This is a genomic window from Streptomyces sp. NPDC017943, assembly GCF_044328425.1.
GTDB lineage: Bacteria > Actinomycetota > Actinomycetes > Streptomycetales > Streptomycetaceae > Streptomyces > Streptomyces djakartensis_A.
This window is the reverse complement of record NZ_JBIRHH010000004.1, coordinates 697,502-722,420: the sequence shown is the minus strand read 5'-3', so window position 1 is coordinate 722,420 and position 24,919 is coordinate 697,502. Positions and strand designations below refer to the sequence as shown.

The 24,919-nt window shown below is 70.9% G+C and carries 21 protein-coding genes and 6 tRNA genes; 13 read left to right on the top strand and 14 right to left on the bottom strand.

Annotated features, from left to right (window positions below):
* Window positions 1-87: 87 nt before the first annotated feature.
* The 3 genes from ACH4C6_RS16910 to ACH4C6_RS16900 all read right to left on the bottom strand — a co-directional run bounded on the left by ACH4C6_RS16910 (window position 88) and on the right by ACH4C6_RS16900 (window position 3,540).
* Window positions 88-2,205 carry a DEAD/DEAH box helicase gene (locus ACH4C6_RS16910; protein WP_398109314.1) on the bottom strand — a complete coding sequence of 706 codons (2,118 nt, stop codon included), beginning with the start codon at window positions 2,203-2,205 and terminating at the stop codon, window positions 88-90.
* Between the two features lie 355 nt (window positions 2,206-2,560).
* Complete coding sequence (locus ACH4C6_RS16905) at window positions 2,561-3,103, bottom strand: hypothetical protein (RefSeq protein WP_398109313.1); 543 nt, start codon at window positions 3,101-3,103, stop codon at window positions 2,561-2,563.
* An 86-nt stretch (window positions 3,104-3,189) separates the two neighbouring features.
* Complete coding sequence (locus ACH4C6_RS16900) at window positions 3,190-3,540, bottom strand: metallopeptidase family protein (RefSeq protein WP_398109312.1); 351 nt, start codon at window positions 3,538-3,540, stop codon at window positions 3,190-3,192.
* An 83-nt stretch (window positions 3,541-3,623) separates the two neighbouring features.
* Between ACH4C6_RS16900 and ACH4C6_RS16895 the strand changes: the two genes are divergently transcribed.
* From ACH4C6_RS16895 to ACH4C6_RS16880, 4 genes are all read left to right on the top strand, one after another.
* Window positions 3,624-5,252, top strand: coding sequence for a metallophosphoesterase (locus tag ACH4C6_RS16895; RefSeq protein ID WP_398109311.1), 1,629 nt, complete (start codon window positions 3,624-3,626; stop codon window positions 5,250-5,252).
* A gap of 80 nt (window positions 5,253-5,332) precedes the next feature.
* Window positions 5,333-5,405 (top strand) — tRNA-Glu (locus ACH4C6_RS16890).
* Between the two features lie 36 nt (window positions 5,406-5,441).
* Window positions 5,442-5,516, top strand: a tRNA-Asp gene (locus ACH4C6_RS16885).
* Window positions 5,517-5,540: 24 nt separating this feature from the next.
* Window positions 5,541-5,614, top strand: a tRNA-Phe gene (locus ACH4C6_RS16880).
* A gap of 147 nt (window positions 5,615-5,761) precedes the next feature.
* On the opposite strand, the gene ACH4C6_RS16875 is transcribed toward ACH4C6_RS16880, so the two are convergent.
* Complete coding sequence (locus ACH4C6_RS16875) at window positions 5,762-6,103, bottom strand: STAS domain-containing protein (protein ID WP_398109310.1); 342 nt, start codon at window positions 6,101-6,103, stop codon at window positions 5,762-5,764.
* Window positions 6,104-6,425: 322 nt separating this feature from the next.
* Between ACH4C6_RS16875 and ACH4C6_RS16870 the strand changes: the two genes are divergently transcribed.
* Window positions 6,426-6,773 carry a DUF6233 domain-containing protein gene (locus ACH4C6_RS16870; protein ID WP_398109309.1) on the top strand — a complete coding sequence of 116 codons (348 nt, stop codon included), beginning with the start codon at window positions 6,426-6,428 and terminating at the stop codon, window positions 6,771-6,773.
* A gap of 76 nt (window positions 6,774-6,849) precedes the next feature.
* Here the strand turns inward: ACH4C6_RS16870 and ACH4C6_RS16865 are convergent, their stop codons facing one another.
* A complete protein-coding gene (locus tag ACH4C6_RS16865; protein WP_398109308.1) occupies window positions 6,850-7,422 on the bottom strand; it encodes a hypothetical protein in 573 nt (190 codons plus the stop codon).
* 179 nt (window positions 7,423-7,601) lie between these two features.
* Here ACH4C6_RS16865 and hrpA point away from each other — a divergent pair, with 179 nt between their 5' ends.
* The 3 genes from hrpA to ACH4C6_RS16850 all read left to right on the top strand — a co-directional run bounded on the left by hrpA (window position 7,602) and on the right by ACH4C6_RS16850 (window position 12,150).
* Entirely contained in the window at window positions 7,602-11,570 is a 3,969-nt protein-coding gene (gene hrpA / locus ACH4C6_RS16860) for an ATP-dependent RNA helicase HrpA (protein WP_398109307.1), read from the top strand.
* 93 nt (window positions 11,571-11,663) lie between these two features.
* A tRNA-Asp gene (locus ACH4C6_RS16855) sits at window positions 11,664-11,738 on the top strand.
* Between the two features lie 217 nt (window positions 11,739-11,955).
* A complete protein-coding gene (locus tag ACH4C6_RS16850) occupies window positions 11,956-12,150 on the top strand; it encodes a DUF6274 family protein (protein ID WP_398109306.1) in 195 nt (64 codons plus the stop codon).
* A gap of 477 nt (window positions 12,151-12,627) precedes the next feature.
* Here ACH4C6_RS16850 and bldC read toward each other — a convergent pair whose 3' ends face one another.
* Together bldC and ACH4C6_RS16840 are read right to left on the bottom strand one after the other, a co-directional pair.
* Window positions 12,628-12,834, bottom strand: a complete 207-nt coding sequence (bldC, locus tag ACH4C6_RS16845; protein ID WP_003949541.1) for a developmental transcriptional regulator BldC — start codon at window positions 12,832-12,834, stop codon at window positions 12,628-12,630.
* Between the two features lie 598 nt (window positions 12,835-13,432).
* Window positions 13,433-14,278, bottom strand: coding sequence for a hypothetical protein (locus ACH4C6_RS16840; RefSeq protein ID WP_398109305.1), 846 nt, complete (start codon window positions 14,276-14,278; stop codon window positions 13,433-13,435).
* Window positions 14,279-14,499: 221 nt separating this feature from the next.
* Between ACH4C6_RS16840 and ACH4C6_RS16835 the strand changes: the two genes are divergently transcribed.
* Both ACH4C6_RS16835 and ACH4C6_RS16830 read left to right on the top strand, forming a co-directional pair.
* Entirely contained in the window at window positions 14,500-15,606 is a 1,107-nt protein-coding gene (locus tag ACH4C6_RS16835; RefSeq protein ID WP_398109304.1) for a Leu/Phe/Val dehydrogenase, read from the top strand.
* A gap of 310 nt (window positions 15,607-15,916) precedes the next feature.
* A complete protein-coding gene (locus tag ACH4C6_RS16830; protein WP_398109303.1) occupies window positions 15,917-16,165 on the top strand; it encodes a DUF3073 domain-containing protein in 249 nt (82 codons plus the stop codon).
* Between the two features lie 82 nt (window positions 16,166-16,247).
* Here the strand turns inward: ACH4C6_RS16830 and purM are convergent, their stop codons facing one another.
* The 7 genes from purM to purS all read right to left on the bottom strand — a co-directional run bounded on the left by purM (window position 16,248) and on the right by purS (window position 23,890).
* Complete coding sequence (gene purM, locus ACH4C6_RS16825) at window positions 16,248-17,327, bottom strand: phosphoribosylformylglycinamidine cyclo-ligase (RefSeq protein WP_398109302.1); 1,080 nt, start codon at window positions 17,325-17,327, stop codon at window positions 16,248-16,250.
* 44 nt (window positions 17,328-17,371) lie between these two features.
* Window positions 17,372-18,901 (bottom strand): amidophosphoribosyltransferase, encoded by a 1,530-nt coding sequence (gene purF / locus ACH4C6_RS16820; protein WP_398109301.1) that lies wholly within the window; start codon window positions 18,899-18,901, stop codon window positions 17,372-17,374.
* 63 nt (window positions 18,902-18,964) lie between these two features.
* Window positions 18,965-19,741: an META domain-containing protein gene (locus ACH4C6_RS16815; RefSeq protein WP_398109300.1), complete on the bottom strand. Its 777-nt coding sequence runs from the start codon at window positions 19,739-19,741 to the stop codon at window positions 18,965-18,967.
* 73 nt (window positions 19,742-19,814) lie between these two features.
* On the bottom strand, window positions 19,815-20,612 hold the full coding sequence (locus ACH4C6_RS16810; RefSeq protein ID WP_398109299.1) for a sterol carrier family protein: 798 nt from the start codon (window positions 20,610-20,612) through the stop codon (window positions 19,815-19,817).
* A gap of 82 nt (window positions 20,613-20,694) precedes the next feature.
* Window positions 20,695-22,953, bottom strand: coding sequence for a phosphoribosylformylglycinamidine synthase subunit PurL (gene purL / locus ACH4C6_RS16805; RefSeq protein ID WP_398109298.1), 2,259 nt, complete (start codon window positions 22,951-22,953; stop codon window positions 20,695-20,697).
* Window positions 22,950-23,630 (bottom strand): phosphoribosylformylglycinamidine synthase subunit PurQ, encoded by a 681-nt coding sequence (gene purQ / locus ACH4C6_RS16800; RefSeq protein ID WP_398109297.1) that lies wholly within the window; start codon window positions 23,628-23,630, stop codon window positions 22,950-22,952. The genes purL and purQ overlap by 4 nt, the downstream gene beginning before the upstream one ends.
* Complete coding sequence (purS, locus tag ACH4C6_RS16795; RefSeq protein WP_309063126.1) at window positions 23,627-23,890, bottom strand: phosphoribosylformylglycinamidine synthase subunit PurS; 264 nt, start codon at window positions 23,888-23,890, stop codon at window positions 23,627-23,629. Before purS ends, purQ begins: the two co-directional genes overlap by 4 nt.
* Window positions 23,891-24,158: 268 nt before the next feature.
* Between purS and ACH4C6_RS16790 the strand changes: the two genes are divergently transcribed.
* The 3 genes from ACH4C6_RS16790 to ACH4C6_RS16780 all read left to right on the top strand — a co-directional run bounded on the left by ACH4C6_RS16790 (window position 24,159) and on the right by ACH4C6_RS16780 (window position 24,837).
* Window positions 24,159-24,476, top strand: a complete 318-nt coding sequence (locus ACH4C6_RS16790; RefSeq protein WP_398109296.1) for an Lsr2 family protein — start codon at window positions 24,159-24,161, stop codon at window positions 24,474-24,476.
* Window positions 24,477-24,611: 135 nt separating this feature from the next.
* A tRNA-Gly gene (locus ACH4C6_RS16785) sits at window positions 24,612-24,683 on the top strand.
* 81 nt (window positions 24,684-24,764) lie between these two features.
* Window positions 24,765-24,837, top strand: a tRNA-Gly gene (locus tag ACH4C6_RS16780).
* Window positions 24,838-24,919 lie beyond the last annotated feature (82 nt).

Genomic DNA, 24,919 nt, shown 5'->3' with positions numbered 1-24,919 from the left:
CCGGGCGTGTTGACCCACCGGACGGCGAAGCGCCGCGGCCCCGCCCCGGGGGGACGGAACCACGGCGCTCGTCGTCACGCGTGTGCGTCAGCCGTTGCGCTTCCAGCGCGGCTTGTCCTCACGGCGGCCGAAGGAACCGCCGCCGCGGTGGTCGTCACGCCGGCCGTACGGACGGTCGTGGCCCGGACGGTCGTGGCCGGGGCGGTCATGGCCGCCGGAGCGGAAGCCCGGGCGGTCGTCCCGGCGGTCGCGGTTGAAGGGACGGTCGCTGCCCCGGTGCCCGCCGCGCTCGTCCCGGCGGAAGCCGCCGCGGTCACGGTCGCGGTTGAAGCCGCCACGGTCGTCACGGCGCTCGAACGAACGGCCGCCACGGTCGTCACGGCGCTCGAAGGAACGGCCACCGCGGTCGTCACGGCGGAAGCCGCCGCGCTCGCCCCGGTCACCGCCACGGTCGTCACGGCGCTCGAAGGAACGGCCGCCACGGTCGTCACGACGGTCGAAGGAACGGCCACCCCGGTCACGGTCACGGTCGCGGTTGAAGCCGCCGCGGTCGTCCCGGCGCTCGAACGAACGGCCACCGCGGTCGTCACGACGGTCGAAGGAACGGCCACCGCGGTCACGGTCGAAGGACCGGTCCCGGTCGGCGTACCGGTCGCGCCCGGCCCCGCCGCGCTCCTCGCGCCGCTCCCGGCGCTCGTAGGGCGCGGAGGTCTCGGCGCGGTCCTCGCGCTCGACGTCCTGGGCGGTGGGCTGCTCCGGCACCGACACCTCGACGGCGACGGTGGCGTCCCCAACCTCGGCGTCCGCGGCCGCGGGCTCCTCGCCGCGGTCACGCGCGACCCGGGCGAGCAGCCGGTCGGCCTCCTCGCGCAGCTCGTTCGCGCGCCGCTGGGCCCGCTCCAGCTCCTTGGCGAGCTGGGCGACCTCGCGCTCGGCCTGCTGCGCGGCGTTGCCCACGGACTCGGCCTGGACCTCGGTCATCGACCGGGCCCCGGTGATCTCGGCGACCTCGGGGTCGAAGGCGCCGGCGCCCTGGATGATGTGGCGCGAGGCGTCGACGCCCGCGTCCTCCATCAGCCGGAAGATCTGGCGCCGCTGGTGCGGCAGCGACAGGGAGACGACGGTGCCGGTACGGCCCGCTCGCGCGGTACGGCCCGCCCGGTGCAGGTAGTCCTTGTGGTCGCCGGCGGGGTCGACGTTCAGCACGAGGTCGATGCCGTCGACGTGGATGCCGCGGGCGGCGACGTCGGTGGCGACGAGGACGTTGACGTAGCCGTCCTTGAAGTCGGCGAGGGTGCGGGTCCGCGCGCCCTGGGTCATGCCGCCGTGCAGCGCGTCGGCCTTCACCCCGGAGTCGCGCAGCTGCTCGGCGACGCGGTCGGCACCCAGCTGGGTGCGGACGAAGATGATCGTGCGGCCCTTGCGGGAGGCGATCGCGGCGGTGACCGGCGCCTTGTCCTTGGGCTTCACGATGAGGATGTGGTGCGACATGGTCGTCACGGCGCCCTGGGCGGCGTCGACCTCGTGGCTCACCGGGTTGTCCAGGTACCGGTCGACGAGCGTCTTGATCTCGTTCTCCATGGTCGCGGAGAAGAGCATCCGCTGACCGCCCGCGGGCACCTGGTCGAGCAGCTCCGTCACCTCGGGCATGAAGCCCAGGTCGGACATCTGGTCGGCCTCGTCGAGGACCGCGATCTGGACGTTCTCCAGGGAGCAGGCGCCGCGGTTGATGATGTCGCGCAGCCGGCCCGGCGTGGCGACCAGGATGTCGACGCCGCGCTCCAGGGCGTAGATCTGGTTGCCCATGGACGTACCGCCGCAGACGACCTTCATCTTCAGGCCGAGGACGTCGCCGTAGGGCTGGAGCGCGTCGGCGACCTGCATGGCGAGCTCACGCGTGGGGGTCAGGATGACGGCACGCGGCTTGTGCTTCTCGGTCCGGCCGCCGGCCAGGGTGGCCAGGGTGGGCAGACCGAACGACAGGGTCTTGCCGGAGCCGGTGCGGCCGCGGCCGAGGATGTCCTTGCCGGCCAGGGCGTCCGGGATGGTCGCGGCCTGGATCGGGAAGGGGGTGGTCACGCCGTTCTGCGCGAGCTTGCGCACGACACCCTCGGGCAGACCGAGGTCGGCGAAGGTGGTCTCGGGGGCGTCCTCGACTGCCTCGTTCTCGGGCACGACGACGTGATCAGTACTGGCGATGGACATGCGAATGCGAAACCTTCCGGAGTCTCAAGTCGGCACGCGCCCGTCAACTCCGTGATTCGCGATTCGCAATACGACCGCCTCAATGCGGTCCACCACGGCAAGGGAGAGTACGCGCCACACGGCGCGCTCTGCGGTGGCGCCGGGCAAGATGGGATCAAACGATCTGCCACCATACGCAGTCCGGGGCCCTTGACGCAAACCGGACCGAGCGGGTGACAGCGGGAACGCGCCCTCGTCCGCAGACCGCGGGGCGCTTCCGAAGTGCGTCAACCAGCGTCCCGCGCGGATTGTTCCCCGGCCCGCGCGGGTTGTTCCCCGGGCCGCCCGGCACCCGCAGGACACCCGGCGCCCCGCGCTACACCGGTACCCCCGCCTCGGGGGCCGGTTCCCGCTGGACCAGCTGCGGTCCGGGCGGCTCGTGCGCCGAGGACGACGGCTCGGGCGTGGGCTCCGGGCTCGTCGTCGGCTCGGGGGGTGTGGGCGTGGGCTCCGGCTCGGCCGTGCGGGTGGGCTCGGGCGGGGCGGGCGGCTTCGGCGTGGGCCGGGACGGCCTGCCGGGCCGGTCGCGCCCGGGTGCGGACGCGCTCGCCCGGGCGGACGGCGAGGCGGCGGGGGACGCCGACTCCTTCGCCTCGCCGTCCTTGCCCTCGCCCTTGCCCTTGCCGCCCTTCTTGCCCTTGCCGTGCCCCCGCTTGCCGTCGGCCGACACCGCCCCGGGCCCGGAGCCGCCCGAGACTCCCGAGCCGCCGCCGGGCCCCTCACCGGCGTGGTGCCCGGCGGAACGCGACGGCTCGACGCTCCCGCCCGCGCCGTCGTCGCCGACGCTCATGCAGCCCGCGGCGGCGGCGACGGCCACGACCGCGGCGGCCAGGCGGACGGGTACGTACAAGGGGCGCACGGGGCCACCTCCGGGAAGGGTGAGGGAGTCAACACCTCAACTCCCGCCGCCCACAAGAGGACACGCGCCCCGTATTCACAACACGGTCAGCCGTAGCCCAGGGCGTGAAGGCGCTCGTCGTCGATGCCGAAGTGGTGCGCGATCTCGTGCACCACGGTGACCTCCGTCTCGGCGACCACGTCCTCGCGCGATGCGCACATCCGCAGGGTGGGGTTGCGGTAGATCGTGATCCGGTCCGGCAGCACACCGGCGTACCACTCGCCGCGGTCGGTCAGCGGAGTCCCCTCGTAGAGCCCGAGCAGCTCCGGGTCGTCCGCGGGCGGCTCGTCCTCGACGAACACCGCGACGTTGTCCATCAGTCGGGTCAGCTCCGGCGGGATCCGGTCGAGCGCCTCGGCGACCAGCTCCTCGAACTCCTCGCGCGTCATCTCCAGCACAGGCCCATTGTCGGCCACGACCCCGGTCCGCGAGAGCCTTCCGGCGCCGCATACCCGGCTGCCGACGTGGGCATACGGGATCAATGGCCCGCGTCCCCGCCGCAGTCTTGCGTGTCCTGAAGCCCGTCCGCACCGTCCCGCACGCCCTGGCCCGCCGCTACCGCTCCCGCCAGGCACCCGCCACGATCGCCCTCGTACCGCAGCCGCACCCCTGGACCCGGGCCCTGGGGCTGGTGACGGTGGTGCTCGCCGGCGCCTGGCTCGGCCTGCTGGTCGTGGGCAACGTCCGGGTCCCGGTGGGCCCCATGGACACCACCATGACGCTGCGGCCCTCCTTCACGGGCGGCACGAAGATCAACATCTCGCCGCTGGGCGCCCTTCAGCTGGACAGCCACATCGCGCCGTTCCGCCTGGACGTGAACGTCGACCAGCTCGACCCGGACCGCTCCCGGGCCCTGGTCGACCATCCCGAGCGCCTCTCCGGTCTCCAGGACGAGGTCACCGAGGACGTCGGCCGCGGCACCCTCGACCTGGCCGTGCGGTCCGGGGTCGCCGTCGTCACCGGAGCCACCGCGCTCGGCCTCGCCGTCTACCGCCGGCCCCGGCGCGCCCTGGCCGCCGGCGGCCTCGCCCTCACCCTGCTCGCCGCCTCGGGCGGCACGGCCTACGCCACCTGGCGCCCCGACTCCGTGCTGGAGCCCCGGTTCTCCGGCCTGCTCACCTCGGCACCCTCCCTGGTCGGCAACGCGCGCAGCATCGTCACGGAATTCGACGTCTACCAGAAGGAGTTGGCCCGCCTGGTCACCAACGTCACCCGGCTCTACGACGCCACCTCCACCCTCCCCGCCTACGCCCCCGACCCCTCCACGATCCGGGTCCTGCACGTCTCCGACATCCATCTGAACCCGGCGAGCTGGAAGATCATCGCCTCGCTGGTGGAGCAGTACAAGGTGGACGTGATCGTCGACTCGGGCGACACGATGGACCACGGCACGGCCGCCGAGAACGGCTTCCTCGACCCGGTCGAGGACCTCGGCGCGCCCTACGTCTGGGTGCGCGGCAACCACGACTCGATGATCACCCAGGAGTATCTGGAGGACCTGAAGAACGTCCACGTCCTGGACGGGGGCCGGGCCGAGACCATCGAGGGCCTGCGCTTCGCCGGCATGGGCGACCCGCAGTTCACCCCGGACCGCGCGCGCCGCACCGGTGCCGAGCAGTCGCAGGAGCTGGCCGGTGCCCGCCTGGCCACGGCCCTGCGCGACCAGCGCGCCGCGGGAACCCCGGTGGACATCGCCGTGGCCCACGAGCCCTCCGCCGCCCGCGAGGTCGACGGCGAGGTCCCTCTGGTCCTCGCCGGGCACCTGCACCACGACGAGATGAAGGTCCTGGCGTACGGCACCCGGCTGCGCATCGAGGGCTCCACGGGCGGCAGCGGTCTGCGCGCCATCGAGGGCAAGCACCCCGACCCCATCGAGGCGTCGATCCTCTACTTCGACCGGGAGACCCGCCATCTCCAGGCCTGGGACGAGATCGAACTGGGCGGGCTCGGCCTCACCACCGCCGAGGTGAGCCGCCACCTGCCGGAGGAGAACCAGCCGGGCGCGAACCCGTCTCCCAGCCCCTCCGGATCGTCTCCCAGCCCTTCCGGATCGGAGGGAGCAGGCACGGGAACGGGCGGCCCCTCCCCGTCCGCGACCCCACGCCCGTAAACCGTTTTGGCGATAGCTCCCGCCATCCCATATGCTTCTCACGTCCCCGACGCGCTGAGAAGCGCCCAGGCGGGCCGATAGCCCTCATCGTCTAGCGGCCTAGGACGCCGCCCTTTCAAGGCGGTAGCACGGGTTCGAATCCCGTTGGGGGCACGCACCACCCTGTGCGACACTGTCGTACGAAAGCTTGGTCCTGTGGAGCAGTTTGGAGTGCTCGCCACCCTGTCAAGGTGGAGGCCGCGGGTTCAAATCCCGTCAGGACCGCTGAGGTTTCACGTGAAACCTCGTGGCTGGGTAGCTCAGTTGGTACGAGCGTCCGCCTGAAAAGCGGAAGGTCGCCGGTTCGACCCCGGCCCCAGCCACAACCGCCCTATCAGGGCTTGAGCCCCTCTCCGGGATTCCGGAGAGGGGCTCTTTCGTGTCGTCCCGCCACTCGGTGTGCCGACGCACAGGCGACGAATGGCGCGCGGGGCCGGGCCCGGTCGCCGCCTCCGACCGGGCTGCACCGGTCACGCGGCTGCAGTGCAGGCCGGAGGGCTGCCGGGCAGCAGGCGGGAGAGGTCGAAGACCACCGGGTTCGTCTCGGCGGCGAGGCGCAGCAGCCACATCGGCTGCCGGCCCAGCCCGGTCACGGTGACGCGGAGCGCCGGGTCACCGATGGCCGGGTTGAAGAGCAGGTGGAGGCCGGCCACATCCATGAAGGCGGTGTCGGTCAGGTCCCACTGGAGCTCGGTCACCTGCGGCGGCAGCGCGGCGACGGCGGCGCGCAGGGGGGTGAGGGTGTGGAAGTCGATCTCCCCGCGTGCGTGAATGCGTGCGGAGGTGCCGTTGACGGCGGTGGTGACGTTCATGCGGGCACGCCCCCTTCCGGGGGTGGGCGAGCGCAAAGGCGACACACTCCCTGGAGAGGCGTCGCGGCGATGGCGGGGCCGAGTGCCCGTGATGGGGGCAACGCCCGGCGTCCCGAAAGACCGGCACCTGAGCGTGCCGGTCGGTCTCGCTGTTCCTCCACGGTCGCACAGCGACGCCGGTGACCACGATGCCCCCCATGGTGGATTTCCTGTGAAGCCCGTTACGGTCCGGCCCGCCGTCACGCGGGACACCCCGGCCTCGGGGCTCCCCGTACGCGGGGGCGGGGTGACGGGTGAGCCACCCGACCCTAGAATCGAACATGTGAACGAGGAACCGCCGTCCCGGCTCGAGCTGCTGCGCTTCGCGCGCCGTGTGGTGGTCCGGCAGGCCAAGGCGGCCCTGGCGCAGATCGACCGGTGGATCGCGGTGGAGGAGACCCGGGAGGCCGAACGGCGCCAGGGGATCGAAGCCCGGCCGCCGGCGCCACAGTGGCTGCTCGAACAGGGGCTGTCCGGCCACGACCCGGTGTACGTGCACGTCGGCGACTGCTGGAACGCCGGGAAGCGGTCCCGGGGCCTGGAGCGGGACGAGGCCCGCCGGGCCCTGGCCGACGGCATCAAGCCCTGCCCCCAGTGCCGCCCGGACAGCGCACTCGGCTTCCTCGACTAGGACGGACGGAAACCCCGGGCGTCCCCCTCCGACCCCACCTCCTCCAGGCCGACGGCGGAGCGCTCCGCACCTGTGCCTAGCGCTGGGACCTGCTCTCCAGCCACGCGTCGACCTCGCGCCGGAACTCCCGGTCCTCGTCCTTCCCGACGAGCCACTCCGACTCCCACTTCAACGCGCGCAGGACCCCTGGGGAGCCGGCGGGATCACGCACCGCGTACACGGCCGCACCCGTCTCGTACGTGTCGGCCAGCAGCCAGACGCTGTTGTCCAGGGCCAGCATGGCGAAACCGGGGCGGCCGGCACGGATGCCGAGGAACGACGCCGCACCGGCCCCCATGACGTCCCACTCTTCCCGCAGGCGGACCCGGTGCCAGACGTGCATCGTGCGCCGCCGGCGGTCCTCCTCGGCGGTCCGGGTCCCCCTGGGCAGCATGAGGAGGAACTCGCGGTTCCCGTCGATCAGGCCGGAGGAGGTGGCGAGGTCGTACCAGGCCTCGTTGAGCCGCTCCACGAGGCGCGGGTCGTCGTACTCGATCAGGCGGAACCCGAAGACCCGCTCCCGTTCGTACCCGAGGACATGCGGGATCGCCGAGCGCGGAACCCCGTCGGGCAGCACCTCGAGCCCGGCCCGCAGCAGTGGTCCGATCACCTTGCGGTAGCGCTCCTGCCGCCCCAACCCGTCCCCCGTCCCGACGACCCCGCTCGGCCCACGCCGGCCGCACTCAGCCTACGGTCGGGCTCGCCGGCAGAGGTTCCGGGCGGCGAGGGCCGGCGGCGGGGCAAAAGCGTTCGCCACGAAATTCGCCGGGATGAGATCCTGGATCGCGTATGTCTACGCACCCCGCCCCCGCCCTCGGCGCCCTCGCCCCCCGCCTCACCGAGCTGTCCCTGCGCGACGCGCACCGGCTCGGGCGGCGGCTCGAAGGCGCGCGCAAGATCCGTAAGCCGGAGGCCCGGGCCGCCGTTCTCGCCGAGATCGAGGCGGAGATCGCCAAGGGCGAGGAGCGGCTCGCGGCCCGGCGCGCCCGCGTGCCCGAGATCACGTATCCCGAGCAGCTGCCGGTCAGCCAGAAGAAGGACGACATCGCGGCCGCGATCCGCGACCACCAGGTCGTGATCGTCGCCGGCGAGACCGGCTCGGGCAAGACGACGCAGATCCCCAAGATCTGCATGGAGCTCGGCCGGGGCGTGCGCGGCATGATCGGCCACACCCAGCCGCGCAGGATCGCCGCCCGCACCGTCGCCGAGCGCGTCGCGGAGGAGCTGAACACGCCCCTCGGCGAGACCGTCGGCTGGAAGGTGCGCTTCACCGACCAGGTCGACCCCGAGGCCACCTGCGTCAAGCTGATGACGGACGGCATCCTGCTCGCCGAGATCCAGACCGACCGCGAGCTGCGCGCCTACGACACGATCATCATCGACGAGGCCCACGAGCGGTCCCTCAACATCGACTTCCTGCTCGGCTACCTCGCCCAGCTGCTGCCCAAGCGCCCCGACCTCAAGGTCGTCATCACCTCGGCGACGATCGACCCGGAGCGCTTCTCGCGGCACTTCGGCGACGCCCCGATCATCGAGGTCAGCGGCCGCACGTACCCCGTCGAGGTGCGCTACCGCCCGCTCCTGGAGGAGGACGGCGACGACGCCGACCGCGACCAGATCACCGCGATCACCGACGCCGTCGAGGAACTGCAGAAGGAGGGCCAGGGCGACATCCTGGTCTTCCTCTCCGGGGAACGCGAGATCCGCGACACCGCCGACGCCCTGACCAAGAAGAACTACCGCTTCACGGAGATCCTGCCGCTCTACGCCCGGCTCTCCCACGCGGAGCAGCACCGCGTCTTCCAGCCGCACACGGGCCGCAGGATCGTGCTGGCCACGAACGTCGCCGAGACCTCCCTGACCGTCCCGGGCATCAAGTACGTCATCGACCCCGGCTTCGCCCGCATCTCGCGCTACAGCCACCGCACGAAGGTGCAGCGCCTGCCGATCGAGCCGGTCTCGCAGGCCAGCGCCAACCAGCGCAAGGGCCGTTGCGGCCGTACGTCCGACGGCATCTGCATCCGGCTGTACAGCGAGGACGACTTCGACGCCCGGCCGGAGTTCACCGACGCGGAGATCCTCCGGACGAACCTGGCCTCCGTCATCCTGCAGATGACCGCGGCCGGCCTCGGCGACATCGAGAAGTTCCCCTTCATCGACCCGCCGGACCACCGCAACATCCGCGACGGCGTACAGCTCCTGCAGGAGCTGGGCGCCCTGGACCCGGCGCAGAAGGACCCCCGCAAGCGGCTCACCGACACCGGCCGCAAGCTCGCCCAGCTGCCCGTCGACCCCCGGCTGGCCCGGATGGTCCTGGAGGCCGACAGGAACGGCTGCGTCCGCGAGGTCATGGTCATAGCCGCCGCCCTGTCCATCCAGGACCCGCGGGAACGCCCCGCCGACAAGCAGGCCCAGGCCGATCAGCAGCACGCCCGCTTCAAGGACGAGACCAGCGACTTCCTGGCGTACCTCAACCTCTGGCGCTACCTGCGGGAGCAGCAGAAGGAGCGCGGTTCGTCCTCCTTCCGCCGGATGTGCAAGCAGGAGTACCTCAACTTCCTTCGCATCCGTGAATGGCAGGACATCTACACCCAGTTGCGCACGGTCGCCAAGCAGATGGGCATCCACCTCAACGACGACGACGCCCCGGCCGACCGCATCCACGTCTCCCTGCTCGCGGGCCTGCTGTCCCACGTCGGCATGAAGGACGTGAAGGAGACCGGCGGGGAGGGCGGGAGGAGCACGGGGAAGAACGAGTACCTGGGCGCCCGCAACGCCAAGTTCGCGATCTTCCCGGGCTCGGCGCTGTTCAGGAAGCCCCCGCGCTTCGTGATGTCGGCCGAACTCGTCGAGACGTCCCGCCTCTGGGCCCGGGTCAACGCGAAGATCGAGCCGGAGTGGGTCGAGCCCCTCGCCCAGCACCTCGTCAAGCGCACCTACAGCGAGCCGCACTGGGAGAAGGACCAGGCGGCCGTGATGGCGTACGAGAAGGTCACGCTGTACGGCGTGCCGATCGTGGCGCAGCGGAAGGTCAACTACGGGCGGATCGACCCGGAGATCAGCCGCGAGCTGTTCATCCGCAACGCGCTCGTCGAGGGCGACTGGCGCACCCACCACAAGTTCTTCTCCGACAACCGCCGCCTGCTCACCGAGGTCGAGGAGCTGGAGCACCGCGCCCGGCGCCGTGACATCCTCGTCGACGACGAGACGCTCTTCGACTTCTACGACCGGCGCGTCCCCGAACACGTCGTCTCCGGCGCGCACTTCGACTCCTGGTGGAAGCACAAGCGCCACGAGCAGCCCGACTTCCTCGACTTCGAGCGCGAGATGCTCATCAACGAGAAGGCGGGCGAGGTCACCAAGGCCGACTACCCCGACTCGTGGCGCCAGGGGAACCTCAAGTTCCGTGTGACGTACCAGTTCGAACCCGGTGCCGACGCCGACGGCGTGACGGTCCACGTCCCGTTGCAGGTGCTCAACCAGGTGACGGACGAGGGCTTCGACTGGCAGATCCCGGGCCTGCGCGAGGAGCTGGTCACCGAGCTGATCCGCTCCCTGCCCAAGCCCGTCCGCCGCAACTACGTGCCCGCGCCGAACTACGCGAAGGCGTTCCTGGACAGGGCGGTGCCCCTCCAGGAGCCGCTGACCACGACCATGGCCCGCGAGCTGCGGCTCATGGTCGGTGTCCCCTTCGAGCCGGACGACTTCGACTGGGCCAAGGTCCCCGACCATCTGCGGATCACGTTCCGGATCGTCGACGAGCGGCGCCGCAAGCTGGCCGAGGACAAGGACCTGGAGGCGTTGAAGCTCCGGCTGAGGCCCAAGGCCCGCAAGGCCCTCTCGCAGGCCGCGGCGGCCACGGCCGAGCGGCAGGGCGGCCCGTCCCTGGAGCGCGCGGGCCTCACCGACTGGACGATCGGCACGCTCACGCGCGTCTTCGAGACGCGCCGGGCCGGCCAGCCGGTGAAGGCCTACCCGGCGCTGGTCGACGACGGCGACACGGTCTCCGTACGCCTCTTCGACACCGAGGCGGAGCAGGCGGAGGCCATGTGGAAGGGCACCCGCCGGCTGATCCTGCGCAACATCCCGGTCAACCCGGCGAAGTTCGCCTCGGAGAAGCTGACGAACGCGCAGAAGCTGGCCCTGTCGGCCAACCCGCACGGCTCGATCCAGGCCCTGTTCGACGACTGCGCCATGGCGGCCGCCGACAAGCTGATCGGCGACCTCGGCGGACCGGCCTGGGACGAGGAGTCCTACCGCAAGCTGTACGACAAGGTGCGCGCCGAGATCGTCGACACGACGGTCCGCACGGTGGGTCAGGTGCAGCAGGTCCTCGCCGCCTGGCAGGCCTGCGAACGCCGGCTGAAGGCCGTGCGCAGCCCCGCGCTGCTGCCGAACCTCCAGGACGTGCGGAAGCAGCTGGACGCGCTCGTGAAGCCCGGGTTCGTGACGGAGGCCGGCCTGCGCCGGCTGCCGGACCTGATGCGCTATCTGGTGGCCGCCGACCGGCGTCTGCAGCAGATGCCGACGAACGTCCAGCGTGACACCACGCGCATGGCGAAGGTCCACGAGATGCAGGACGAGTACGCCTGGCTCCTGGAGCAGATGCCGCAGGGCCGGCCGGTCCCGCCGGCGGTCCTGGACATCCGCTGGATGCTCGAGGAGCTCAGGGTCAGCTACTTCGCCCACGCGCTGGGCACGGCGTACCCCGTCTCCGACAAGCGGATCGTGAAGGCGATCGACGCGGCGGCTCCGTGACAGCCCGCATACGGAGGGTGAGTTCGACCCGCGGCTCACCCTCCTGTACAGTCTCTTCTCGCAGCGCAACGCACGAATAGCGCAGCGAAACCTGGTCCTGTGGAGCAGTTTGGAGTGCTCGCCACCCTGTCAAGGTGGAGGCCGCGGGTTCAAATCCCGTCAGGACCGCAGTGAGAGAGGCCCGGATCTTCGGATCCGGGCCTCTCGTCGTGCGGCCGACACTCCGTCACCTACGGACCCCCGGCCGGCCGCCCCCCTTCCACCGTGTGCGTGCCCCAGTAACCGAGGGCGCCTCCCGGGCCCCTCGCGCCGTCTTGACGCTCCCTCAACCGGCCGGTAACCCGGAACCAGGGGCCGTTCCCGTACGGCTCCCCGGAGGTGGCGTATGGCGGCATCGGCCAGGCACGAGACGCGGGCGCTGCTTCGCGCGCACCTGGCGGCCGCGTCGTCGTACCGGCATCTCACCCGGCACTGCCCGATCTGCCATCGCCTGCTGCGGCTGGCGATGGAGTCCGCTCCGGGGACCACCGCCCCCGAGCCTCCGCCGGGCCGGGAGGACGAGAGCCCCGCACCCGCCTGACCCCTCGGGCCGCCCAACACCCGTGCGTGCGGCGGCCGCTGGAACCGCGCGTTCCTTTACCGCACCGGGCGGCAGGCCAACAAGCCGTGCGGTATGTGACGGGAGTCACCGCATGTTCCGGGAGAAGCGCGGTACTTACGCCCCTCCTACAACAGGTCAATTTAATATGTGCAATTGCACTCTCCCCGAGGCTCCCGCCCGGAGGGGATCCGGCACCCGCACCCCGCCCGTCCCCCAGACTCCGACAAGGCCGCTCACCGGCAGGCCGGCGGACCGGCACGAGGGCACAAAAAAGATCGCGCTGGACCCGGCGGAGTCCAGCGCGATCGACGACGCACCCTGTCATATGCCTGTAGTGCTGCTCTGACTGACTTGGGCGTGGGGGCTGTTGGGGCAGCACCCCGCGTCGCTTGGAGCTGTGGGCCCGGACGTCACGGTCAGTTGGGGGACGGACCGATTCGACCGGTATTCAGTTGTTCAGGCCTCGCTGCGCTGCTGCGGGATGCCCGCGAGCAGAGCGCGGACCTCGGCCTCGCGGTAGCGCCGATGCCCGCCGAGCGTGCGGATCGACGTGAGCTTGCCGGCCTTCGCCCACCGCGTGACCGTCTTGGGGTCGACGCGGAACATGGTGGCGACCTCAGCCGGGGTCAGCAGCGGCTCGGCATCAGGGGTGCGAGCGGTCATGAGCGGCCTCCTCGGGAGAACCGAACCTTCTCGGTTCTTTCCTCTAAATTCTGCACCTTGACCCGCGTTGCCCGAAATGGCGGACGCGAGTCGAGTCGGTTATAGGACGAACGGCTTGTCCTCGGCACTACAACTACACCATCTGTCCAGCCGCGTCGGCCAAACCGATGGAATTGCCCCCCCAGGCGTTCATCACCGACGGAAGCCGATGGACCATGCCATAGCGGACAGTCACACCGCTGTGACGATCAGTCACGCGGTGATCAGGAAGGCACCAGACCCCCCAAAGCGTGCAATGCTGAGATTCCACCCATAGTGCAGCACTACAGGACGGAGGAGCCCTCCCCGGACTCCTTGTCCTATTTTGGCATGAGGAGGGGCAAGCGGCGCAAGGGCCTCGTACGTGCAGTCCGTCACGCTTGGCCTACTTGCGAGGTCTGCCCGGATCGGGTCCTACGTCCCTTGTTGACGAAGCCTCAGGAAACGCTCGGCCCGCTTCAGGAAGTCGGTGCGAGGACGAAACCCCAAATCGGGCGGTTCGTCAAACGTCAGTTCGTGACCAACCGCGAGCGGTACGTGCCGACGGCGAGGTCAGGGGTCAGTTGGCGGACCGGAGATCCCGTACGGAACGCCACCGCTCCACGAGCCGGGCGTAGGCCTCCCCGGCGGCCGTGCCGTCGCCCCGGCGCAGCGCGGCGATGCCCTCGGCCACGTCCGCCGCCGAGTGGTCCTCCTCCAGCGTCCCGGCCGGCAGGGCGTGCACCAGGCCGCCGTAGTCCAGTTCCACCAGCGAACGCGGGTGGAACTCCTCCAGCCACCGCCCGACGTCCACCAGGCCGTCGATCAGCGGCCCCTCGTCCATCGCCTCGCGCAGGGCGCGCAGCCCCCGGGCCACGCGCCGCCGGGCCTGGACCATCGGGGTGCGGTAGCGCAGGACGGGCGGGCTGTCCTCGGCGGCGCCCCGGACGTACTCCCGCTCCTCGTCCGAGACCAGGACGAACCAGTTGATCGGCACCTGCCAGGTCGCCGTGCGGATCCACGGCCGGGCGTCCGGGTGGTCGGTCAGCCAGCGCTCGTAGTCCTGGGCCGCCTGATCGCGCAGGAGGGGCGGCAGGACCGCGTCCAGGACCGGGGGCGGCAGCTCGCCGGAGAGATCGTCCAGGGCCTGCCAGCCGCGCAGCCGGGTGCGCCAGGGGCACACGCAGACCACCCCGTCGACGTCGAGCACGAAGGCGTCCTCGCTCTCGTGCACCGGCACGGGAACCGGCGGGGTGGGGGCCAAGTCGGCCAGCGCGCGACGGAGTTCGTCCTGGTAGGAGGGGCGGTCGTCACGGCGGGCGTACCGCGCCCAATGGCTGCGCTCGGGCTCGGGGAAGGCGGCCAGCGGCTCGTACACGCGCAGATAGGTCGCGTACGGGACGATCACCGAGGTCACCTTGGGCACGCCTGCTCCCTCCCCCGCGCGCCGCCGCGAAAACCTGCCGGGCCCTCGCGCGGCCGCACGGTGAATCCATGCAAATCGTCGCACGGGCGTACTCCGCTCGGAGGTGATCCTGAGCATGGTGCCGCCGGCGGGGCCGCCAGGCTCTAATCTCGTGCTCAACAGTCCCCGCCACCCGTACGGGGGCGCCTCCACCCGCCGCAACTTACTCAGGAGTCACCACAGTGACCGACGTAACCGGCGCACCTGCTGATGTCCTGCACACCCTGTTCCACTCGGACCAGGGAGGACATGAGCAAGTCGTGCTCTGCCAGGACCGCGCGAGCGGCCTCAAGGCCGTCATCGCCCTGCACTCCACCGCCCTGGGCCCCGCGCTCGGCGGTACGCGCTTCTACCCCTACGCGAACGAGGCCGAGGCCGTCGCCGACGCGCTGAACCTCGCCCGGGGGATGTCGTACAAGAACGCCATGGCCGGTCTCGACCACGGCGGCGGCAAGGCCGTGATCATCGGTGACCCGGAGAAGATCAAGACCGAGGAGCTGCTCCTCGCCTACGGCCGGTTCGTCGCCTCGCTCGGCGGCCGGTACGTCACCGCCTGCGACGTCGGCACCTACGTGGCCGACATGGACGTCGTGGCGCGCGAGTGCCGCTGGACGACGGGCCGCTCGCCGGAGAACGGCGGCGCGGGCGACTCCTCCGTCCTGACCGCCTACGGCGTCTACCAGGGCATGCGCGCCTCCGCGCAGCACCTGTGGGGCGACCCCTCGCTGCGGGGCCGCAAGGTCGGCATCGCGGGCGTCGGCAAGGTCGGCCACCACCTGGTGGAGCACCTGCGGGCCGAGGGCGCCGAGGTCGTCATCACGGACGTGCGCGAGGAGGCCGTGGGCCGCATCCTCGCCGCCCACCCGGCGGGCGTCACGGCCGTGGCCGACACCGCCACCCTGATCCGCGCCGAGGGCCTGGACATCTACGCCCCCTGCGCGCTCGGCGGGGCCCTGAACGACGACACGGTGCCCGCGCTCACCGCCACGGTGGTCTGCGGCGCGGCCAACAACCAGCTCGCCCACCCGGGTGTGGAGAAGGACCTCGCCGACCGCGGGATCCTCTACGCGCCGGACTACGTGGTCAACGCGGGCGGCGTCATCCAGGTCGCCGACGAGCTGCACGGCTTCGACTTCGACCGGTGCAAGGCGAAGGCGTCGAAGATCTTCGACACCACGCTGGCCATATTCGCACGTGCGAAGGAGGACGGCATTCCGCCGGCCGCCGCGGCCGACCGGATCGCCGAGCAGCGCATGCAGGACGCGGCCGCGGCACGCCGGGCGGGCTGACCCGCCCGGTCCGGCCCCGGGGTCTCGTACGTTTGACCGGTACCCGCCGGAGGGCAGTTGGAGAGAACTCTCACTTCTCCCGGCGGGTCGACCGCCGATAAGTGGTTAAAATCGCGGTTGACCAGCGAGGACGGGGCGCCTCGAAGGTCCTGGGCGCGGGCACGTCATGCGGGCGACGTACCGTATGGGCGCGGGCTCAGGTACCGTGGAAGCCCTACGGACCGGTCTCTCTGTGGAGAGTCCGTGCCGGACCATGAACGCGTGTCAAGACTCTGGGGCCGTCGAGCCCCGTCGTTGAGGGGGTCGAGCCATGGGGCGCGGCCGGGCCAAGGCCAAGCAGACGAAGGTCGCCCGCCAGCTGAAGTACAACAGCGGCGGGACTGATCTCTCACGCCTGGCCGAGGAGCTGGGTGCATCGCCTTCGAATCCGCAGCCGCCTAACGGCGAGCCGTTCGAAGACGATGATGACGACGACCTGTACGCACGGTACGCCGACCTCTACGAGGACGACGACGAAGACGGGGACGGCCAGTCCTCGCAGCATCGTCGCGGCGCTTGACCTTGCACTGAGCACTCACCCGGTCGGTGACCGTCGGTCACCGACCGGGTTCTGTGCTGCGTGCGGGTGAGGGCTCCGTGCCTCAGCTCGCGTAGTCACCGATCAGGGCGGCACCCGTGGGGTGCTCGCCCCGTTCCGTGATCTCTCCGGCCACCCAGGCGTCCACGCCACGGTCGGCCAGGGTCGCCAGGGCCACGTCCACGGACTCCTGGGGCACGATCGCGATCATGCCCACGCCCATGTTCAGCGTCTTCTCGAGCTCCAGGCGCTCGACTCGGCCCGTCCGGCCGACGAGGTCGAAGATCGGGGCCGGCGCCCAGGTGGAGCGGTCGACGATCGCGTGCAGCCCGTCGGGGATCACGCGGGCCAGGTTGGCCGCGAGCCCACCGCCGGTGACGTGGCTGAAGGCGTGCACCTCGGTGGTGCGCATCAGGGCCAGGCAGTCCAGCGAGTAGATCTTCGTCGGCTCCAGCAGCTCCTCGCCGAGGGTGCGGCCGAGCTCCGCGATGTGCGCGTCCAGCGCGAGGCCCGCCTGGTTCAGCAGGACGTGGCGGACGAGGGAGTACCCGTTGGAGTGAAGACCGGAGGACGCCATGGCGATCACCGCGTCACCCGTACGGATGCGATCCGCACCCAGCAGCCGGTCGGCCTCCACGACGCCCGTGCCGGCGCCGGCGACGTCGAAGTCGTCCTCGCCCAGCAGGCCCGGGTGCTCGGCCGTCTCGCCGCCCACCAGGGCGCACCCGGCCAGCACGCAGCCCTCGGCGATGCCCTTGACGATCGCGGCGACGCGCTCGGGGTGGACCTTGCCGACGCAGATGTAGTCGGTCATGAACAGCGGCTCGGCGCCGCACACCACGATGTCGTCCATGACCATCGCGACCAGGTCGTGGCCGATGGTGTCGTAGATGCCCAGCTGCCGGGCGATGTCGACCTTCGTGCCGACACCGTCCGTGGCGGAGGCGAGCAGGGGGCGCTCGTAGTTCTTCAGGGCGGAGGCGTCGAAGAGGCCGGCGAAACCGCCGAGGCCGCCGAGGACCTCGGGGCGCTGCGCCTTCTTCACCCACTCCTTCATGAGCTCGACGGCGTGGTCGCCGGCTTCGATGTCGACGCCCGCGGCTGCGTAGCTGGCGCCGCCTTCGGCAAGGGGTTTCTCGGACATGGCTGGGAGAACCTTCGTGTCGTACGGCGGGTGTTACGGGCCGTCTACGGGCGGCGGATCGCGTCGGCTGCGGCCGTGGCGGCCGGGCCGGCGGCCAGCTCCGTCTCCAGCAGCTGCTTGCCGAGCAGCTCCGGGTCGGGGAGCTCCATCGGGTACTCGCCGTCGAAGCAGGCACGGCACAGGTTCGGCTTGGCGATGGTGGTCGCCTCGATCATGCCGTCGATGGAGATGTAGGCCAGGGAGTCGGCGCCGAGCGAGGTGCCGATCTCGTCGATCGTCATGCCGTTGGCGATGAGCTCGGCGCGGGTGGCGAAGTCGATGCCGAAGAAGCAGGGCCACTTCACGGGCGGCGAGGAGATCCGGATGTGGACCTCGGCGGCGCCCGCCTCGCGGAGCATGCGCACCAGGGCCCGCTGGGTGTTGCCGCGCACGATCGAGTCGTCCACGACCACCAGGCGCTTGCCCTTGATGACTTCCTTCAGCGGGTTCAGCTTCAGGCGGATGCCCAGCTGGCGGATCGTCTGCGAGGGCTGGATGAAGGTCCGGCCCACGTAGGCGTTCTTCACCAGGCCCGCGCCGAACGGGATGCCGGAGGCCTCCGCGTAGCCGATGGCGGCGGGCGTGCCCGATTCCGGGGTCGCTATGACCAGGTCCGCCTCGACCGGGGCCTCCTTCGCCAGCTTGCGGCCCATCTCCACGCGGGAGAGGTACACGTTCCGGCCGGCGATGTCGGTGTCCGGGCGGGCGAGGTAGACGTACTCGAAGACGCAGCCCTTGGGCTTCGCTTCCGCGAATCGCGAGGTGCGCAGGCCGTTCTCGTCGATGGCGACGAACTCGCCCGGCTCGATCTCGCGGACGTAGCTGGCGCCGCAGATGTCGAGGGCCGCGGACTCGGAGGCGACGACCCAGCCGCGCTCCAGGCGGCCGAGCACCAGCGGGCGGATGCCCTGCGGGTCGCGGGCCGCGTACAGGGTGTGCTCGTCCATGAAGACGAGGGAGAAGGCGCCCCGGACCTGCGGGAGGACGCTGTGCGCGGCCTCCTCGATGGTCAGCGGCTTGCCGTCCTCGTCCGTCTGGGCCGCGAGGAGCGCGGTGAGCAGGTCGGTGTCGTTGGTCGCCGCGACGCGCGGGGCGCGGCCGCCCTCCTGCTTGGGCAGGTCGGCGACCATCTCGGCGAGCTGGGCGGTGTTGACGAGGTTGCCGTTGTGGCCGAGCGCGATGGAGCCGTGCCCGGTGGCACGGAACGTCGGCTGGGCGTTCTCCCAGACGGAGGCACCGGTGGTCGAGTAGCGGGCGTGTCCGACCGCGATGTGACCCTGGAGCGAACCGAGGGAGGTCTCGTCGAAGACTTGCGAGACCAGGCCCATGTCCTTGAAGACGAGGATCTGTGAGCCGTTGCTGACCGCGATTCCCGCGGATTCCTGGCCTCGATGCTGGAGGGCGTAGAGCCCGAAGTACGTGAGCTTGGCGACCTCTTCGCCCGGAGCCCAGACACCGAAGACGCCGCAAGCGTCCTGGGGGCCCTTCTCGCCGGGGAGCAGGTCGTGGTTGAGTCGTCCGTCACCACGTGGCACGCCACCGAGTGTAGGCGAGGTCGACCGTTGGTCCGAATTGGGGAAACCGGACTTCTCCGTGGGTCACCGTGCGGCGCCGGCCCGGACCGTCGTGCCGTTCTCGCTGGTCAGCGTGAGGGTTTGCTGATCGACCGTGTACCTGAGCCGCGTCTCGAAAAGTCGCAGCAGGGTCTTCTCGCCGGTCATGAGTGAGTCTTCGCACATCATTCGGGTGGTGGCCGGACGGCCCAGGGTGATATGGCCGTCGCGGACGGTGGCTTTGGCGTTGACCTTGTTGCAGCCGAGGCTGCCGGAGACGGTGCCCTTCTCGTCGTCGAAGGTGAGGTGGGCGCGGCCGTCGAGGTCCGGGGTCGTGACGGTCCAGCGGGTGCCGGCCAGAGGGGCGTCCTTCGCCTTGCTCAGCCGGACGATGGCGCCCTCGTCGGTGGTGAGGGTGAGGTGGCCGCTGTCGGTCGCGGCCTTCAGTTCCCGGCCGGACAGCGTGCGGGCCAGCGTCGCCTCGAAGGCCATGGGCTTGTCCGCGCAGGCCATCTGGGTGGCCATGGTCCTGCCGAGCCGGATGCGGTCGCCGTCGACCTCGGCCTTCGCACGGAAGTCGTTGCAGCCGAAGCTGCCTTCGGCGCGGTCCTCGGCGAAGGTCACGTGGGCGCCGGTGGGGGCCTGGTGGGTCCGGCCGGCGGCGGTGACGCTGTCCACGCTCCACCGCACGCCGGTGACCTGCTGCCGCCCGGCACCGGCCGAGCCGCTGCCGCCGTCCGCCTGCTCGCTGCCGCACGCCGCCAGGAGCGGGACGAGCATGGCGGCGGCCGTCAGGGTCATGCGCTGCTTCTGCTTGTCCATGTCACTTCGACGGGCCACCCGGGGGGATCGGTTCCCCTTGTGACGGCGCGTGCGTCCCGGGCGGGCCGGGGCGTCACCCCAGGAGGGGCAGGTGCGGCGCCAGGTCGGCGCGCTCGCCGCTGGCGCTGACCTGCGCGTCCTTCAGCGCCTCGGCCCAGTCCAGCCGCCCGGTCGCGAGCCGGATCCAGGTCAGCGGGTCCGTCTCGACGACGTTGGGCGGGGTGCCCCGGGTGTGCCGCGGGCCCGCCACGCACTGCACCACCGCGAAGGGCGGCACCCGCACCTCCGTCGAACCGCCCGGGGCCTTCGCGGCCAGCGCGTCGGCCAGCAGGCGCGTGCAGGCCGCCAGGGCCTGGCGCTCCACGGGGATGCCGAGGCCGGGGACGGCGGCATTGAGGTCGTCGGTGTGGACGACGAGTTCGACCGTGCGGGTGACCAGGTAGTCGTCGAGGGTCATGGCACCCGTGCGGGTGGCGAGGACGCGGCTGCCGGGGGCGTCCGCGAGCTTCCGCGCCAGGCGCTCCGCGGACGCGGCGTACAGCGCGTCGAGGTCGGCGTGGGCCGCGGCGAGCTGCCGGGTGGCGTCGTCGATGTCGGCGGCCCGGTGGGCGGTGGCGGCGGGCCAGTCGAGCAGACCGAGCTCCGCCCGGGCCGGCGGCTCGCGGTCGAGGTTGCGGCTGACCGTGTCCACGGCCATGGTCACGTGGGCCGCCAGCTCCCGCACGCTCCAGCCGCCGAGCCGGGTCGGCAGCGCCAGCTGCTCCGGGGTGAGGCTCCTGACCGCCTGCCGCACGTTGTCGAACTGGCCGAGCACGGCTGCGCGGATCCGGGCGGGGTCGTGACTGCGGGTGCGCTTCTTGGCCGGAGGCATGGGGCTCAGCCTAGGACGGCCGCGGCCGGGGTCGTGCCGAAGCCCCCGCCCGGGTGTCCGGACGGGGGCTTCGGGGGGTGACTCACGCCAGCAGGGCCGGGATCGTCGTCTCGTGGGCCTCGCGGAGCTCGGCCAGGGTGAGGGTGAACTCGCCCTGCACGTCGACCGTGTCGCCGTCGACGACGCCGATGCGGGTGGCCGGCAGGCCGCGTGCGCCGCACATGTCGTTGAAGCGGACCTCCTCCGAGCGCGGCACGGCCACGACCGCGCGGCCCGCCGACTCGGAGAACAGGAACGTAAACGCGTCCAGGCCGTCCGGGACGATCAGGCGCGCGCCCTTGTCACCCAGCAGGGCCGACTCGACGACCGCCTGGATCAGACCGCCGTCGGACAGGTCGTGCGCCGAGTCGATCATGCCGTCGCGGGAGGCGGAGATCAGGATCTCCGCCAGCAGGCGCTCGCGCTCCAGGTCGACCTCGGGCGGCAGGCCGCCGAGGTGGTCGTGCACGACCTGGGACCAGGCCGAGCCGCCGAACTCCTCACGCGTGTCGCCGAGGAGGTAGAGCAGCTGGCCCTCCTCCTGGAAGGCGACCGGGGTGCGGCGGGCCACGTCGTCGATCACGCCGAGCACGGCGACGACCGGCGTCGGGTGGATGGCGGCCTCGCCCGTCTGGTTGTAGAGCGAGACGTTGCCGCCGGTCACCGGCGTGCCCAACTGCTGGCAGCCGTCGGCCAGACCGCGCACGGCCTCCGCGAACTGCCACATGACCGCCGGGTCCTCGGGCGAGCCGAAGTTCAGGCAGTCGGACACGGCGAGCGGCTTGGCGCCGGTGGTGGCGACGTTGCGGTACGCCTCCGCCAGGGCCAGCTGGGCGCCGTGGTACGGGTCGAGCTTGGCGTACCGGCCGTTGCCGTCCGTGGCGAGGGCCACGCCGAGGCCGGTCTCCTCGTCGATCCGGATCATGCCGGAGTCCTCGGGCTGGGCGAGGACGGTGTTGCCCTGCACGAAGTGGTCGTACTGGCTGGTGATCCAGGACTTGGAGGCCTGGTTCGGGGAGGAGACCAGCTTCAGGACCTGGTCCTTCAGCTCCTCCGAGGTCTGCGGGCGCGGCAGCTTGTTCGCGTCGTCGGCCTGGAGGGCGTCCTGCCAGTCGGGACGGGCGTAGGGGCGCTCGTAGACCGGGCCCTCGTGCGCGACCGTGCGCGGGTCCACGTCGACGATCTTGCCGCCGTGCCAGTAGATCTCCAGGCGGTCGCCGTCGGTCACCTCACCGATGACGGTGGCGATGACGTCCCACTTCGCGCAGATCTCCAGGAAGCGGTCGACCTTCTCCGGCTCGACGACCGCGCACATGCGCTCCTGCGACTCGCTCATGAGGATCTCCTCGGGCGAGAGCGTGGAGTCGCGCAGCGGGACGTCGTCCAGGGTGACGCGCATGCCGCCGGAGCCGTTGGAGGCGAGCTCGCTCGTCGCGCAGGACAGTCCGGCCGCGCCGAGGTCCTGGATGCCGACGACCAGCTTCTCCTTGAACGCCTCCAGAGTGCACTCGATGAGGAGCTTCTCCTGGAAGGGGTCGCCGACCTGGACGGCGGGGCGCTTGGAGGGCTTGGCGTCGTCGAAGGTCTCGGAGGCCAGGATCGAGGCGCCGCCGATGCCGTCGCCGCCGGTGCGGGCGCCGTACAGGATGACCTTGTTGCCCGCGCCGGACGCCTTCGCGAGGTGGATGTCCTCGTGCCGCATGACGCCGATGGCACCGGCGTTGACCAGCGGGTTGCCCTGGTAGCAGGCGTCGAAGACGACCTCGCCGCCGATGTTCGGCAGGCCCAGGCAGTTGCCGTAGCCACCGATGCCCGCGACGACGCCGGGCAGGACGCGCTTGGTGTCGGGGTGGTCGGCGGCACCGAAGCGCAGCGGGTCCACGACCGCGACCGGGCGGGCGCCCATCGCGATGATGTCGCGCACGATGCCGCCGACACCGGTGGCCGCGCCCTGGTAGGGCTCGACGTACGACGGGTGGTTGTGCGACTCGACCTTGAAGGTGACCGCGTAGCCCTGGCCGACGTCCACCACACCGGCGTTCTCGCCGATGCCGACGAGCATGGCGTCGTTCTCGGGCGCCTTCTCGCCGAACTGGCGCAGGTGCACCTTGGAGGACTTGTACGAGCAGTGCTCGGACCACATGACCGAGTACATGGCGAGCTCGGCCCCGGTGGGCCGGCGGCCGAGGATCTCGACCACGCGCTCGTACTCGTCCTTCTTCAGGCCGAGTTCGGCCCAGGGCAGCTCGACGTCGGGGGTCGCGGCCGCGTGCTCGACCGTGTCCAGAGGCGTCCGGCTCATGCGTTGACCAGCTTCTTGAGGATCGAGGTGAAGAAGGGGAGGCCGTCCGTGCGGCCGGTGCCGATGAGCGGCTCCACGGCGTGCTCCGGGTGCGGCATCAGACCGACCACGTTGCCGGCCTCGTTGGTGACACCGGCGATGTCCCGCTGCGAGCCGTTCGGATTGAAGTCGAGGTACCGGAAGGCGACCCGGCCCTCGGCCTCCAGCTTGTCGAGCGTGTACGGGTCGGCGACGTACTGCCCGTCGTTGTTCTTCAGCGGGATGTGGATCTCCTGGCCGGCCGTGTAGTCGGTGGTCCAGGCGGTCCCGGCGTTCTCCACGCGCAGCTTCTGGTCGCGGCAGATGAAGTGCAGGTGGTCGTTGCGCAGCATCGTGCCGGGCAGCAGGTGGGCCTCGGTGAGGATCTGGAAGCCGTTGCAGATGCCGAGGACCGGCAGGCCGGCCTTCGCCTGCTCCAGCAGCGGGTCCATCACGGGCGAGAAGCGGGCGATGGCGCCGGCCCGCAGGTAGTCGCCGTAGGAGAAGCCGCCGCACAGCACCACGGCGTCGACCTGCTTGAGGTCCTTGTCCTTGTGCCACAGGGCGACCGGCTCGGCCCCCGCCAGGCGGATCGCGCGCTGTGTGTCCCGGTCGTCCAGGCTCCCCGGAAAAGTGACGACGCCGATACGAGCGGTCACTTCACGGCCTCCGCGGCTTCCTCGACCCGGACGGTGAAGTCCTCGATCACGGTGTTCGCGAGGAAGGACTCCGCAAGATCGTGAATGCGGGCGAGGGCGGCCTCGTCGACCGGCCCGTCAACTTCCAGTTCGAAACGCTTTCCCTGGCGGACGTCCGAGATCCCTTCGAAACCCAGCCGCGGCAGTGCGCGCTGGACCGCCTGGCCCTGGGGGTCGAGGATCTCCGGCTTGAGCATGACGTCGACTACGACGCGTGCCACTGGCACTCCCGGTGTGTGGTGCTGAGCAGGTTCCTTCAGACTACCCGCACAAAATTTCTACGCGCGTTGACTTGTAGGAATCTACGTGACAGCCATCACGATCCGGCATCGGCGCCCGCGCACACGAAATTTTCGGGAAAGATTCCGGATCGACACCCGAAACCCATTGCGTACGGGCACGCAGAAGGGATTTAGTCGGGCTTCACCAAGTATTGCCGGGCACTGTACAAATGAATTGGCAAAGTGCCGCAAGAAGGGACCGATATTCGTGGCGCAGAAGGTCGTGGTCACCCTCTTCGACGACATCGACGGCTCCGAAGCGGCGGAAACGATCGCCTTCGGTCTGGACGGGACGTCGTACGAGATCGACCTGAGCGAGGTCCACGCCGGCGAACTGCGCAAGGCGCTCGCGCCTTACGTCGAGGCCGGCCGCACGCGCTCCCGCTCGGGCAGGGCGTACCGGCAGACGGAGGTCGCACCGGACCCCTCGGCCGTGCGCGCGTGGGCGCAGGCCCACAAGATGGACGTCCCCGCGCGCGGACGCATCCCCAAGAAGGTCTACGAGGCGTTCACCGCCGCCCAGTGACGGCCCGTCCGGCCCGGGCCGACGGCCGCTCACCGGCCCCTCGCGGCAACCGACTTGCGCAGCACCCCTGCTGATCAGCTAGAGTCTGGAGCACGCCGAGGGGCAAGGCCGCAAAGGCCCAGCTCACGGAGACATGCGGGTGTAGTTCAGTAGTAGAACATCCCCCTTCCAGGGGGAAGGCGCAGTGTGCGATTCCTGTCACCCGCTCTGCACCGCCGTACCGGCCACTGTTGTGGATCAGGTAGGCTGGTGCCCGCACCGATCGGTGAAAGCCGGTCGGGAGCACATGCGGACGTAGCTCAGTTGGTAGAGCGCAACCTTGCCAAGGTTGAGGTCGCGAGTTCGAGCCTCGTCGTCCGCTCGGGAATGAGACCCCGGTCCTTCTGGACCGGGGTCTTTTCGTGTTCCCCCCCACCGCTCTGACATTTGTCATGCCGAGTGAT

Coding starts and splice junctions, on each gene's coding strand:
- ACH4C6_RS16910 (WP_398109314.1), bottom strand. CDS start 2,205: ATGTCCATCGCCAGTACTGATCACGTCGTCGTGCCCGAGAACGAGGCA.
- ACH4C6_RS16895 (WP_398109311.1), top strand. CDS start 3,624: ATGGCCCGCGTCCCCGCCGCAGTCTTGCGTGTCCTGAAGCCCGTCCGC.
- ACH4C6_RS16875 (WP_398109310.1), bottom strand. CDS start 6,103: ATGAACGTCACCACCGCCGTCAACGGCACCTCCGCACGCATTCACGCA.
- hrpA (WP_398109307.1), top strand. CDS start 7,602: ATGTCTACGCACCCCGCCCCCGCCCTCGGCGCCCTCGCCCCCCGCCTC.
- ACH4C6_RS16850 (WP_398109306.1), top strand. CDS start 11,956: ATGGCGGCATCGGCCAGGCACGAGACGCGGGCGCTGCTTCGCGCGCAC.
- bldC (WP_003949541.1), bottom strand. CDS start 12,834: ATGACCGCTCGCACCCCTGATGCCGAGCCGCTGCTGACCCCGGCTGAG.
- ACH4C6_RS16830 (WP_398109303.1), top strand. CDS start 15,917: ATGGGGCGCGGCCGGGCCAAGGCCAAGCAGACGAAGGTCGCCCGCCAG.
- purM (WP_398109302.1), bottom strand. CDS start 17,327: ATGTCCGAGAAACCCCTTGCCGAAGGCGGCGCCAGCTACGCAGCCGCG.
- ACH4C6_RS16815 (WP_398109300.1), bottom strand. CDS start 19,741: ATGGACAAGCAGAAGCAGCGCATGACCCTGACGGCCGCCGCCATGCTC.
- ACH4C6_RS16810 (WP_398109299.1), bottom strand. CDS start 20,612: ATGCCTCCGGCCAAGAAGCGCACCCGCAGTCACGACCCCGCCCGGATC.
- purL (WP_398109298.1), bottom strand. CDS start 22,953: ATGAGCCGGACGCCTCTGGACACGGTCGAGCACGCGGCCGCGACCCCC.